The sequence below is a fragment of the Rahnella contaminans genome (assembly GCF_011065485.1).
In the GTDB taxonomy this organism is placed as follows: Bacteria; Pseudomonadota; Gammaproteobacteria; order Enterobacterales; family Enterobacteriaceae; genus Rahnella; species Rahnella contaminans.
The window spans coordinates 975339-988276 of record NZ_JAADJS010000002.1 but is presented as its reverse complement, the minus strand read 5'-3'; the positions used below and the strand labels follow the sequence as shown (position 1 = coordinate 988276).

The 12938-nt window shown below is 53.5% G+C and carries 13 protein-coding genes and 1 riboswitch; of the genes, 3 read left to right on the top strand and 10 right to left on the bottom strand.

Going from position 1 to position 12938, the window contains the following annotated elements; translation table 11 throughout:
* Nucleotides 1–27: 27 nt before the first annotated feature.
* Nucleotides 28–675: a helix-turn-helix transcriptional regulator gene (locus GW579_RS13745; RefSeq protein ID WP_165059520.1), complete on the top strand. Its 648-nt coding sequence runs from the start codon at nucleotides 28–30 to the stop codon at nucleotides 673–675.
* Between the two features lie 63 nt (nucleotides 676–738).
* Here the strand turns inward: GW579_RS13745 and rhlE are convergent, their stop codons facing one another.
* Nucleotides 739–2148: an ATP-dependent RNA helicase RhlE gene (rhlE, locus tag GW579_RS13740; protein WP_152325493.1), complete on the bottom strand. Its 1410-nt coding sequence runs from the start codon at nucleotides 2146–2148 to the stop codon at nucleotides 739–741.
* 377 nt (nucleotides 2149–2525) lie between these two features.
* Between rhlE and GW579_RS13735 the strand changes: the two genes are divergently transcribed.
* On the top strand, nucleotides 2526–3728 hold the full coding sequence (locus GW579_RS13735; protein ID WP_152325492.1) for a multidrug efflux MFS transporter: 1203 nt from the start codon (nucleotides 2526–2528) through the stop codon (nucleotides 3726–3728).
* Nucleotides 3729–3832: 104 nt separating this feature from the next.
* Here GW579_RS13735 and GW579_RS13730 read toward each other — a convergent pair whose 3' ends face one another.
* The 6 genes from GW579_RS13730 to moaA all read right to left on the bottom strand — a co-directional run bounded on the left by GW579_RS13730 (nucleotide 3833) and on the right by moaA (nucleotide 7394).
* The gene (locus GW579_RS13730) at nucleotides 3833–4543 is read right to left on the bottom strand and encodes a Bax inhibitor-1/YccA family protein (RefSeq protein ID WP_013576373.1); all 711 of its coding nucleotides are present in this window, start codon (nucleotides 4541–4543) and stop codon (nucleotides 3833–3835) included.
* Nucleotides 4544–4661: 118 nt separating this feature from the next.
* On the bottom strand, nucleotides 4662–5114 hold the full coding sequence (gene moaE / locus GW579_RS13725; protein WP_152325490.1) for a molybdopterin synthase catalytic subunit MoaE: 453 nt from the start codon (nucleotides 5112–5114) through the stop codon (nucleotides 4662–4664).
* Nucleotide 5115: 1 nt separating this feature from the next.
* Nucleotides 5116–5361, bottom strand: coding sequence for a molybdopterin synthase sulfur carrier subunit (gene moaD, locus GW579_RS13720; RefSeq protein WP_165059518.1), 246 nt, complete (start codon nucleotides 5359–5361; stop codon nucleotides 5116–5118).
* Entirely contained in the window at nucleotides 5358–5861 is a 504-nt protein-coding gene (moaC, locus tag GW579_RS13715; RefSeq protein ID WP_165059516.1) for a cyclic pyranopterin monophosphate synthase MoaC, read from the bottom strand. The genes moaD and moaC overlap by 4 nt, the downstream gene beginning before the upstream one ends.
* 2 nt (nucleotides 5862–5863) lie before the next feature.
* Complete coding sequence (gene moaB / locus GW579_RS13710; protein WP_101077326.1) at nucleotides 5864–6376, bottom strand: molybdenum cofactor biosynthesis protein B; 513 nt, start codon at nucleotides 6374–6376, stop codon at nucleotides 5864–5866.
* Between the two features lie 31 nt (nucleotides 6377–6407).
* The gene (moaA, locus tag GW579_RS13705; protein WP_165059514.1) at nucleotides 6408–7394 is read right to left on the bottom strand and encodes a GTP 3',8-cyclase MoaA; all 987 of its coding nucleotides are present in this window, start codon (nucleotides 7392–7394) and stop codon (nucleotides 6408–6410) included.
* A riboswitch (molybdenum cofactor riboswitch) is annotated at nucleotides 7384–7541 on the bottom strand. Its footprint overlaps the gene before it by 11 nt.
* A 296-nt stretch (nucleotides 7542–7837) precedes the next feature.
* Between moaA and GW579_RS13700 the strand changes: the two genes are divergently transcribed.
* On the top strand, nucleotides 7838–8746 hold the full coding sequence (locus tag GW579_RS13700) for a gluconeogenesis factor YvcK family protein (RefSeq protein ID WP_152325486.1): 909 nt from the start codon (nucleotides 7838–7840) through the stop codon (nucleotides 8744–8746).
* Between the two features lie 65 nt (nucleotides 8747–8811).
* Here the strand turns inward: GW579_RS13700 and GW579_RS13695 are convergent, their stop codons facing one another.
* Genes GW579_RS13695 through uvrB form a run of 3 tightly spaced genes read right to left on the bottom strand, consistent with a single transcriptional unit; the run spans nucleotide 8812 to nucleotide 11804 of the window.
* Nucleotides 8812–9336, bottom strand: coding sequence for an isochorismatase family protein (locus tag GW579_RS13695; RefSeq protein WP_152325485.1), 525 nt, complete (start codon nucleotides 9334–9336; stop codon nucleotides 8812–8814).
* A 40-nt stretch (nucleotides 9337–9376) separates the two neighbouring features.
* Nucleotides 9377–9745, bottom strand: a complete 369-nt coding sequence (locus tag GW579_RS13690; RefSeq protein WP_152325484.1) for a VF530 family protein — start codon at nucleotides 9743–9745, stop codon at nucleotides 9377–9379.
* 52 nt (nucleotides 9746–9797) lie between these two features.
* Nucleotides 9798–11804, bottom strand: coding sequence for an excinuclease ABC subunit UvrB (uvrB, locus tag GW579_RS13685; RefSeq protein ID WP_152325483.1), 2007 nt, complete (start codon nucleotides 11802–11804; stop codon nucleotides 9798–9800).
* Nucleotides 11805–12938: the final 1134 nt, after the last annotated feature.

The following is a 12938-nucleotide window of genomic DNA, read 5'->3' as shown; positions in this document are numbered from 1 at the left end:
ACCTAATCTAGAACCCGGCGAGGCGATATGTCAAGCAACGACTTGGAAAATAAAAATGACGTCCGGCAAAGCGTCGCTGAGCGCTTAATGACGCTGCTGAAAACCCGCGGGGAAATGCAGGCCAGCGATGCGGGTCATCTGCTGGGCACAACCGGCGAAGCGGCGCGGCAGCAATTTGTAAAGCTGGCTAAAGACGGTCTGGCTGAAGCGAAAGCCGTGTCACAGGGTGTCGGGCGGCCGGCGCAATACTGGCAACTCACCGCCAAAGGGCATGCGCACTTCCCCGACGCGCATGCTGATCTGACCGTACAACTTCTTCAGCTTATCCGCACGTCGCTGGGCGAATCCGCGCTGGATCAGCTGATTACATCGCGTGAAAGCCAGACGCTGGATAATTACCGGCAAGCGATGAAAGGCGCGAATTCGCTGGAAGAAAGGCTGCAACGGCTGACGGCAATCCGCACCCGCGAAGGGTATATGGCGGACTGGACATTGCAGAAAGACGGCAGTTATCTGTTTGTCGAAAACCACTGCCCGATTTGCGCCGCCGCAACGACCTGTCAGGGTTTTTGCCGCGCCGAGCGGGATGTCTTCCGTGATGTGCTGGAGGCGAACGTTGAACGCACCGAGCATATTTTACAGGGCGCGCGCCGCTGTGCGTATGTGATCCGTTAGCCGGATTTCAGGCGAAAAAAAACCGCCGGTTAAGGCGGTTTGATTGCAGAGCAGTGATGACAATTACTTATTGCCGCTGCCTGCATTTCCGGTACGGCGCTGGCCTGCATGCGCAGGACGCGAACGTGCCGGACGGTTTTCAGCTGAACCACGGTTATCTGAACCACGGTTTTCAGAGGTACCGCTGCGCTGACCGTTTCCGCCCTGACGCGGAGCACCGGAACGTGGAGCACCAGAGCGCGGTGCACCCGGACGCTGGCCCTGACGAGGCGCGCCACGACCGCCGCCGCCATTACCCTGACGACCATTGATGATCGGCTCAGCTTTGATGCTCGGGTCTGGCTCGTAACCTTCCAGCGCGATACGCGGGATTTCACGTTTCAGCAGACGCTCGATGTCACGCAGCAGTTTGTGTTCATCCACACACACCAGAGAAATCGCTTCACCGGTGGCTTCAGCACGACCGGTGCGGCCAATACGGTGAACGTAATCTTCCGGTACGTTTGGCAGTTCATAGTTCACAACGTGTGGCAGCTGATCGATATCCAGACCGCGCGCGGCGATGTCGGTGGCGACCAGAACACGGATTGAACCTGCTTTGAAATCGGCCAGCGCACGGGTACGCGCGCCCTGACTTTTGTTGCCGTGAATTGCTGCGGCAGTGATGCCGTCTTTATTCAGCTGTTCAGCAAGATGGTTCGCGCCGTGTTTGGTACGGTTGAACACCAGCACCTGTTTCCAGTCGCCTTCACCGATCATCTGAGACAGCAATTCTCTTTTACGTTTCTTATCAACAAAGTGGACGCTTTGTTCAATTTGCGCAGAAGCGGTGTTGCGACGGGCCACTTCAACAGAAGCAGGGTTGGTCAGCAACTTGCTCGCCAGACCTTTGATCTCATCAGAGAAGGTCGCGGAGAACAGCAGGTTCTGACGCTTCGCAGGCAGTTTCGCCAGCACGCGACGGATATCATGGATGAAGCCCATATCCAGCATGCGGTCAGCTTCATCAAGCACCAGGATTTCAACCTGAGATAAATCCACAGCACGCTGATGTTCCAGGTCCAGCAAACGACCCGGCGTTGCGATCAGCACATCCACACCACCGCGCAGTTTCATCATCTGCGGGTTGATGCTTACACCACCAAATACCACCAGCGAACGCAGGGTCAGGTATTTGCTGTAAGCCTGGACGTTTTCACCAATCTGCGCCGCCAGCTCACGGGTTGGGGTCAGGATCAGCGCACGAACCGGGCGACGTCCTTTGAATTGCGCGTTGGTATGGCTGAGCATGTTGAGCAGCGGCAGTGTAAAACCAGCGGTTTTACCGGTACCGGTCTGCGCACTCGCCATCAGGTCACGACCTTCAAGCACGACAGGAATAGCCTGACGCTGAATAGGCGTAGGTTCGCGATAGCCCTGTTCTTCAACAGCACGCAAAATTTCGGCACTTAAGCCGAGGGAATCAAATGACATATAAGGAAAAGCTCCAGTCCACTCTAACCCGAACGGGGTTCGGTGCAGTTTCAAGAGTGGATGATCAGACGAGGCAAATGAGGCATTACCACGAGGATTCGGCACAAACTGCAGTGCGCCAGTTGGGTGGATACTAGCACAAAACGCCGCCATGCGTGAAGTTATCTCCTTTTTGCCTGTAACTGACGGTTACAACGGCAGGATCGGGTCACAGTTTCAGGCCGCATAATCTGCCGCGATAATCCGAAACTTTGATACAGGATAATCAATTATAAAGCTGATGAATGGGTTCCCACTTTTTGCGTCCCACTTCACAGATTTGATTGCTATGCTTCGTTTCTCACACTCCTCTGTCCATAAGGCCATACCGCTGCAACATGGAAACCTGGAAAGTAAATTTAATCTCCGTCTGGCTCGGCTGTTTTTTTACCGGCATGGCGATGAGTCAGATCCTGCCTTTTTTACCGCTTTACATCGAACAACTGGGCGTGACCGATCACGCATCACTCAGTTTGTGGTCGGGTCTGGTTTTTAGCGGGACGTTTCTGGTTTCCGCTGTGGTTGCGCCGCTGTGGGGCAGCCTTGCTGACCGCAAAGGCCGCAAGCTGATGTTGTTACGCGCCGCGCTGGGCATGGCGATTGTCATGATGCTGCAGGGCTTTGCCACCAACGTCTGGCAGCTCTTCATTTTGCGTACGCTGATGGGGCTGACGTCCGGGTATATTCCCAATGCGATGGCGCTGGTCGCCTCACAGGTGCCGCGTGATAAAAGCGGCTGGGCACTGGGCACGTTATCCACCGGTCAGGTATCGGGCGTGATTATCGGCCCGCTGCTGGGTGGATTTATGGCCGACCATCTCGGCCTGCGCACGGTATTTTTCGTCACAAGCGGCATGTTGTTTATCAGCTTCCTGATCACGTTATTCCTGATCAAAGAACGCGTTGTTCCGGTCTCCAAAGCTAACCGTCTGAGCGGGAAAGCGGTCTTCACCACGTTGCCTTATCCGTGGCTTATCGTCAGCCTGTTCGTCACCACCATGATGATTCAGCTGGCGAACGGTTCTATCAGCCCGATCCTGACGCTGTTTATCCGCGAGCTTTCTTCCGATACCAGTAATATCGCCTTTATCAGCGGGGTGATTGCCGCCGTCCCGGGCGTTTCCGCGCTGATGGCCGCCCCGAAACTCGGCAAACTCGGTGACCGCATCGGCGCGCACCGGATACTTATCGCCGCGCTGGTATTTTGCTTTGTCCTTTTCTGCCTGATGGCGCTGATTAATACCCCGACGCAGCTGGGTATTCTGCGTTTCATGCTCGGTTTCGGCGATGGTGCATTGATGCCTGCGGTTCAGGCATTGCTGGTGAAATACAGCAGCGATCAGGTCACGGGCCGGATATTTGGATACAACCAGTCGTTTATGTATCTCGGTAATGTGGTCGGGCCGCTGATTGGTTCAAGTGCCTCAGCCCTGCTGGGGTTCCGGTGGGTATTTATCGTCACCGCGATCCTGGTGTTGTTCAATACGGTGCAGGTGTGGTGGAGTTTCCGGCAGGTGCCGACGGGAAGAGTGAGGGTTTGATTTGCTCTTCCCCTTCGCAGGAGAGGGAGTAAAAGACCTCACCATCCGGCATAAAAAAGGGACACTTCTCAGTGCCCCTCTCTCACATTTGAAATCAAAAATAATTACCGGCGGTTGCCGAAAATCCGCAACAACATCAGGAACAGGTTGATGAAATCCAGATACAACGTCAGTGCGCCAACGATGGAGTATTTGCGGAAGTTATCGCGATCATCAGCAGACAACTGCGCACCCATGTTTTTCAGCTTCTGCGTGTCATACGCGGTCAGGCCGACGAAGATCAGCACACCGGCGTAAGAAATGATGTTCGCGAGGCCAGAGCTTTTCAGCCACATGTTGACCAGCGATGCCAGAACCAGGCCAATCAGCGCCATGAACAACATGCTGCCGATACCTGTCAGGTCACGTTTGGTCACGTAGCCGTAAACACTCATCGCACCAAACATCCCGGCGGCGACAATGAAGGTGCCGAAAATCGAGTCACCGGTGTAGACCAGGAAAATACTGGAAAGCGTGAGCCCGGTCAGCGCCGAATAGAGCATGAAGAGGCCGGTAGCGACGGTGCCGCTCAGGCGGTTCACCATGCCGGAAATCACAAAGACCAGCGCCAGCTGAGCGATGATCAAACCGAAGAACGTAATCTGGCTGGAGAAAACGAAGCTCATGATTTTTTCAGAGCCGGAAGCATACCAGGCGACAAATGCGGTCAGCAGCAAGCCACAGAACATCCAGCCATACACTTGCGCCATGTACGCCTGAATGCCGGTATTCGCGCGTTCAACAATTGAACCGTTACTGCGTGGATATCGATCCATGATGATTACCCTTTTGCATGGAGGACGAAAAATGAGGCCAAAAAAGCCTCCCGATCTTCTAAGCGTATCACAGATAATGCGAAAAGCATGGGAGGTCTGCGTGCGGTTGAGCCGCTATTTACCAGCGCGCCGCCGCGACTTTATCGCTATCACGGGCATCAACCCAGCGGTCACCCTCTTCCGTCGCCTCGCGCTTCCAGAAAGGTGCACGCGTTTTCAGCTGATCCATAATAAATTCATTGGCTTCGAACGCCATTCCACGATGCGCACTGGTGACGCCGACAAAGACAATTTCATCGCCCGGATACATCGGCCCGACGCGGTGATAAACAGAAACACTTTGCAAAGGCCAGCGCGCACGCGCCTGCTCAACAATCTCCGCCAGCGCTTTTTCGGTCATGCCCGGATAGTGCTCCAGCGTCAGTGCCGTCACATGGCTGCCCAGATTGTGATTGCGCACTTTGCCGGTGAACGTCACTACCGCGCCGTCGGCGTCTGATTGCGCCAGCCAGTTGTACTCTTCGCCAACGTTAAACGGGGCGGCATCCACAATAATTTTTGTCCTGTCCATCTCAGCCCCCGGTCACTGGCGGGAAGAACGCCACTTCGTCGCCCGCTACCAGCGGATGCGCCATCGTGGTCAGCGTCTGGTTAACAGCCACCAGCAGTTTGCCGGATTCCAGCGCCAGTGCCCAGCGGTCACCGCGTCTGGTCAGGGAATTGCGCAAATCTTCCACGGTGGAAAAATCAGCCGGCAATTGCAGGCCGGACGTCCCGGTTAACTCACGGACCTGGGCGAAGAATAAAATGTCGATCATATTTCTACCTTACCTTCAGCCTTGCTTTCCGCCTTAAAGTCGCCTGATTTACCGCCGCTTTTTTCCAGCAGGCGGATCGGGCCGATCACCATATCTTTCTGTACCGCTTTGCACATGTCGTAAATGGTCAGCGCCGCTACAGAAGCTGCCGTCAGCGCTTCCATTTCCACACCGGTTTTGCCGCTCAGACGACAGCGGGATTCGATGCGCACACGGTGATGTTCCGGCTGAGCTTCCAGATTCACTTCCACTTTGGTCAGCAGTAACGGATGACACAGCGGGATTAAATCCCAGGTCTTTTTGGCTGCCTGAATCCCGGCGATACGCGCCGTGGCAAAGACATCACCTTTGTGGTGATTGCCGTTAATAATCATCGCCAGCGTGTCAGCGGCCATTTCTACAAACGCTTCTGCACGGGCTTCGCGAACCGTTTCGGCTTTACCGGAAACGTCCACCATGTGGGCATCACCGGAAGCATTAATGTGGGTTAATTCAGACATTCTTATTTCTTCAAATGTGGGGTGAAATTGCACGGTCCCTGACGGGCGTCGAGCTGTGCTTCAATGATATTTTCCCAGGCGGTCTGGCAGGCGCGGGTTGATCCCGGCATGGCAAAAATCACCGTCTGATTGGCAATACCGCCGATGGCGCGTGACTGAATGGTCGAGGTGCCGATATCTTCGAAAGACACCATACGGAACAGCTCGCCGAAACCTTCAATTTCACGGTCAAATAACGGCTTCAGGGCTTCCGGCGTATTGTTGCCCGCGTTAAATCCGGTACCGCCGTTGATCAGAATGGCCTGGATCTTTTCATCTGCAATCCACGCAGAAACCACGGCGCGAATGCTGTAAATGCTCTCTTTAACAATTTGCTGCGCCACAACGTGGTGGCCGCCTTCGGTCACGGCTTCTTTCAGGTAATGGCCGGAGGTATCTTCCGCGTCGGTGCGGCGGTCAGAAACCGTCATGATCGCCACAGATAACGGCAAAAATTCTTTGCTGGCTTTGCTCATCAGTTTGCTCCTTAAACGATTAATGCCGGACTCAGCCGCCGATAAACGACAGGTTCTGGGTTATTCCGGTATTGCCTTCATGCAGGAAGTGCGTTTGTTTTTTACGGCTGAGGCCGCCCTGGATCCTGTCCATCAAATCGTCCTGCTGCATGTCGTCGGCTAATAAATCGCGCAGCGGAATGCCCTGCTCGCCGAAAAGACACAAATGCAGATTGCCGATGGCTGAGACGCGCAGCCGGTTACAGCTGGCGCAGAAGTCTTTTTCGTACGGCATGATCAGACCGATTTCACCGAGATAATCCGGATGGCTGAATACCTGAGCCGGGCCGTCACTGCGGGAACGAATCTGTAACTGCCAGCCCTGACGCACCAGCTGTTCGCGCAGGACTTCGCCGGATACATGGTGTTTGCGGAACAGGTCGCCGCCGTCACCGGTTTCCATCAGTTCGATGAAACGCAGCTGAATCGGACGGGTTTTAATCCAGTCGAGGAAGGTGTTCAGACTGGCGTGATTCACATCGCGCATCAGCACGGTATTGACTTTGACCTTGCTGAAACCAGCGTCAAACGCGGCGTCAATGCCGGCCATCACATCGCGGAATTTATCCTGGCCGGTGATGGCGTGAAACTGGCGGGCATCAAGGCTGTCGACGCTGACGTTAATGTTTGTCAGCCCGGCATCACGCCATTTGCTGATATCACGCGCCATGCGGTAACCGTTGGTGGTCACGGCCAGCGTTTTAATTGAGGGGTTTTCGCGAACGGCGGCAATGATGTCGCAGAAGTCACGGCGCAGCGATGGTTCTCCACCGGTCAGGCGCACTTTTTCCGTTCCCAGATTGGCGAACGCGCGACTGACCCGACGGATTTCATCGAGCGAAAGAAAGCTTTTATTGCTGTGCCCGTGCGGCTTGTAACCGTCCGGCAGACAATAGGTGCAACGAAAATTGCACACGTCAGTGATCGACAGCCGCAAGTAATAAAACTTGCGGGCAAAAGCATCAGTAAGTTGAAGCACCTAAACACCTTTCCAAATACGGGAGATGCGGGCATTTCTGCCATGCACCCTGGTGACTGATTGTCACGGCCAGGGCTCCATATTGTTTCTGTGGGAACAACGTCAGAAAGGCAACTTAGGAACCAGGGCTAGGAGTTGATTCAACACGTTCATTGCAGAACGATGAAGAATTCGGGTAACGGACTACAGTTTAACGCTCTGAAGACCGGATCGCCAAGGTGGTTTTTCGTTATGCATTTTGATATATAACGATTTTTCACGACAAAAGAGAGCATTTTCAACGATAAAACCGCTTGATTTTGAAAGCGCTGAGAGTGCTGCGAAGGGATAACATCCTGTTGCAAAATTAGGTAAAATCTCCCGGCGACACAAGTCTCTGCAGCATCATTATTGTGCCCTGAGCACGCACTATTCTCACCTCTGGCCGCTTCACAAGGATCTTTATGCGCAATCGAACATTAGCTGACCTCGACCGGGTGGTGGCATTAGGCGGAGGGCACGGCTTGGGCCGCGTAATGTCTTCTCTTTCTTCGCTGGGCCCGCGTCTCACCGGCATTGTGACCACGACCGACAACGGCGGTTCAACCGGCCGTATCCGTCGTTCGGTGGGCGGCATCGCCTGGGGCGATATGCGCAACTGCCTCAACCAGCTGATCACCGAACCGAGCTTAGCCTCGGCGATGTTCGAATACCGCTTCAGCGGCCAGGGCGAACTGGACGGACACAATCTCGGCAACCTGATGCTGCGCGCACTGGATCACCTGACCGTCCGTCCGCTGGAAGCGATCAATCTGGTGCGCAGCCTGCTGAAAGTGGACGCTGAGCTGATTCCGATGTCCGAACAACCGGTAGATTTAGCCGCGATCGACGCGACCGGTCAGCGGGTTCACGGCGAAGTAAACGTCGATAAACTGACGCAAATACCGCGGGAATTACTGCTGGAGCCACAGGTTCCGGCCACACGCGAAGCGTTACACGCCATCGCCGAAGCGAACCTCATCCTGATTGGCCCCGGCAGTTTCTTTACCAGCCTGATGCCGCTGTTGCTAATGGAAGATCTCACCACCGCCCTGCGCCGCAGCCGTGCGCACATCGTATATATCGGGAATCTGGGGAAAGAGCTGAGCGTTGCTGCGGCGTCGCTGACCCTGGATGACAAACTGGATATGATCGAAAAGCGCATTGGCCGTCGCGCTGATGCCGCGATTGTCGGGCCGAAAGTGACGCTGGGCGAAAGTGCCAAAGCGCATCTGATTATTCAAAGCCCGCTGGAAGCCAGTGATATTCCGTATCGCCATGACCGCGATATGTTGCGGATGGCGGTAGAAGAAGCGCTGCAAAAGATGCTCTGATTTATCATTAGCAGAAATACGAAAGGCCGCGCAAAGCGGCCTTTTTGACGTTTGGGAAACCGAATTTACTGCCAGTCAGCCAGAATTTCTGCGGTGGTTTTTACTGTGACCGGATTGCCGGGCACGGATAATTCACGCCACACTTCGTTATGCTGACCAATCAGTTGCTGCGCGGTAACATGCGTACGGTCGCCGGTTGTATGCGCATCCGACGCAACGGTCACGGCATAACCTTTGCTGGCGGCGACTTTGATGGTCGTATCCACACAATAATCTGTCGCACAACCACAGACCGTAAAACGGGTCGTGTTCAGTTCCTGTAGTACCGCGTCCAGCGTGGTGCGATAGAAAGAATCACAGGCGGTTTTGGTGACAGAAATCGCTCCTTCGGGCTGATGTAGCTCAGGCAACACCTGCCAGAATTCGCTGCCTTCGGTCATTTCACCTTCAGCGTGCTGAATGAAGATGACGCGCCCTGCCCGGTCAATCAGCTGATTAATACGCTCAGCCCGTCCGCTGCGGTCATAACGCGGGGAAGCGAAAACGCCGTTTTGCATATCCACCACAATAAGAACATGTTGCTCTGACACGACTCTTTCCCTCAAATGAACACAATGAAATGCAAATGATTTACTTTTTCACCAGCGGATGATTATTCCACGGGCTGTCGGCGGCAGGTTTCACGGTACTGACTTTAGGCTTTTGCGGCTTTTCAGCGGAGAGCGGCGTGCGACGTTTGCTGCGCGTCATATCAGGGCGCAAATGGCCTTCGATAAAATCCAGATACAGCGTTTCCACTTCCTTACGCGCCCAGGGCGTGCGGCGCAGAAATTTCAGACTGGACTTGATGCTCGGATCGCTTTTGAAGCAGTTGATATTGACCTGCGAGGCCAGTGCGGGCCAGCCAAAATTATCCACCAGCGTTGTCAGCAGTTTTTCCAGCGTGACACCGTGCAACGGATCTTTCGCCGCTCCGGGATTTTGTGGTGTATCAGTCATTGGCTCGCTTTTCCTTATCAATTTTCAGGCCGCGCACTTTATCATTTTTCCCTTACGAAAGAGCAATAAACTGTTCACGCAGGGCGTGGAGTTCGTCACGTGTATTGGCCGCTTCTTCGAATTCCAGATTCTGGGCGTGCGCATACATCTTGCTTTCCAGCTCTTTAATGCGCTGTTCCAGCGCTTTAGGCGTAAGCGATTTGTAGGTTTGCGCCGCTTCGGCATCGCGCTTGTCTTTGTTCTTTTTGGTCTTCGGCTGGCCCAGTTGCAGGATATCGGAAATCTTCTTGTTCAGGCCCATCGGCGTAATGCCGTTTTCCAGGTTGTAAGCTTCCTGTTTCGCACGACGACGCTCCGTTTCACCGATAGCTTTGGCCATTGAATTCGTGATTCTATCGCCGTAAAGAATGGCTTTACCGTTGAGGTTACGCGCCGCACGACCAATGGTCTGGATAAGCGAACGTTCAGAACGCAGGAAACCCTCTTTGTCGGCATCAAGGATTGCCACCAGAGAAACTTCCGGCATATCCAGCCCTTCCCTCAGCAAGTTGATGCCCACCAGCACGTCGAATTCACCGAGACGCAAATCGCGAATGATCTCCACGCGCTCGACAGTATCGATATCAGAGTGCAGGTAACGCACCTTCTCGCCGTGTTCTTCCAGATACTCGGTCAAATCCTCGGCCATGCGTTTGGTCAGTGTGGTGACCAGCACACGCTCATTGATGGCAACGCGTTTGCGGATTTCAGACAGCAGATCGTCGACCTGCGTGGTCACCGGGCGCACTTCAATAATCGGATCCAGCAAGCCGGTCGGACGCACCACCTGATCCACCACATCGCCGCCGGATTTATCCAGCTCGTAAGCGCCTGGCGTGGCGGAAACATAAATCGTCTGCGGCGCCAGCGCTTCAAATTCTTCAAAACGCATCGGGCGGTTATCCAGCGCCGATGGCAGGCGGAAACCGTATTCCACCAGCGTTTCTTTACGCGAGCGATCACCTTTATACATCCCGCCGATTTGCGGAATGGTGACGTGGGATTCATCGACTATCAGCAAACCGTCGGCAGGCAGATAGTCAAACAGTGTCGGCGGCGGCTCGCCCGGCCCGCGCCCTGAAAGGTAGCGCGAATAGTTTTCGATACCCGAGCAATAACCCAGCTCATTCATCATTTCGAGATCAAACTGCGTACGCTGGCTGAGACGCTGTTCTTCGAGCAGTTTGTTGTTATCCAGCAACACCTTGCGGCGATCGGCCAGATCGACTTTGATCTCTTCCATCGCCTGCAAAATACGTTCACGCGGGGTGACGTAGTGCGTTTTCGGGTAAATGGTGAAACGCGGAACTTCGTGCTGCACCTGACCGGTCAGCGGATCGAAAAGGGAAAGCCGCTCGACTTCCTGATCGAAAAGCTCGATGCGCAGCGCCAGATCGTCCGATTCCGCCGGGAAGACGTCGATCACTTCGCCACGGACGCGGAAAGTACTGCGCTGGAAAACCTGATCATTGCGGGCATATTGCAGCTCGGCCAGACGGCGCACGATCGCGCGCTGATCGATAATCATCCCTTTGGTCAGGTGGAGCATCATTTTCAGATACAGATCCGGGTCGCCCAGACCGTAGATCGCCGAAACGGATGCCACCACGATGACGTCGCGGCGCTCAAGCAGCGCTTTGGTCGCGGAAAGTCGCATCTGCTCGATGTGTTCGTTCACCGAGGAATCTTTTTCGATAAACGTGTCTGAACTCGGGACATACGCTTCTGGCTGATAATAATCGTAGTAAGAAACAAAATATTCGACGGCGTTCTCCGGGAAGAACTCTTTCATTTCGCCATATAGCTGGGCCGCGAGGGTTTTATTGGGCGCGAGAACCATCGTCGGCCGGTTCAGGTCAGCAATCACGTTCGCGACGGTGAAGGTTTTACCGGAACCGGTAACGCCGAGTAACGTCTGGTGCGCCAGACCGTTCTCCAGCCCTTCTTCCAGACGGCGTATTGCCTCAGGCTGATCGCCTGATGGCTTAAATTCGGAATGCAGTTTGAACTCTTTACTCATGACGGGCTACCTGGCTGAAATGAAAACGCATAAGGCCGTACGAAAGGCGCTCACGGAAAAACAGTATGAAAGACTCCGCGAATTTTGCCAGCCTTGATTTTACCGCCCTATAGTACTGTATATAAAACCAGCCTCCAATCGATAAAAATCACCGGTGATTTAACAGGTTGCTTCATCTGCACTTTTTTAGGTTATTACGAAAAAGAATTCTCACCATCAGGTGACAATTATCCCCAAAATTTTTCATCCGTTAACTTTCTGACCACAGGTTGACGAATTCTGACACAACTATGACGAACGAATTACGGGCATATTGCTTTTAACTAACTCACTGATTATAAACAACATCATCAAAAAGCTGCGAATACGGGCAAAGTGAGCACAACCCGCGCCCCGACTCGTCTGTAGCATCTTTTCTTACTCTCATGCACATGGTTATCCACAGGAATAGTGGATAACTCTCAGCACGCCCCGTGCTGCGGGAGTTGGCAAAAAGTGCACTTCAGACGCCGGAGGGGGGATCAGCATCTTTTTTAGTTATTTTTTCCCTTTTTTCAGACTTTATTTATGCCTATTTTGCCTAGATTTCTGGTCGGATGTTTCTTGCAAAATCCAAAAGTGCATCTCATCAGGATTTTTTTGCTTCTTACTCCCCTTACGTTTGCACCAAAATCAGAGAGAGCGGCACTGGCAAAGTGCAGTTGCCCTTTTCCCGCGTCTGACCGGTTCTGTTAAAACCTGAGCAACACTAATGAATAATCCTAAATCGCCGTGCGCCCCGCTGTTAACACCCCTGTAACTTCTCTTTTCCCCGGCACTTTTACAAACTTGGCCTGAGAGTTGCAGTGTCACTGTAGGAAGCGTTTCCTGTAGCCGGAACCGCTTTTTTCACCTGAAAGTGAAATCTGATGATTACCCTGTTTTTTGCTAAGCAAAGTCATTTTTAGTGCAAGGAAAAAGCGGTTAACCCCATTTATCACTGGTTAATGGCTGTTTATCTGTAATTGATGCTGAGAGGTTGGCTGGTAATCAACGGGATTTAATTCTGTGTTACGGCGTTAACAGCGGAACATAAATGTCAGAAATGTGACAGTGGCGGTCAAAGCGAAGTTCAGCGGAATGCTCCGTGCGGGA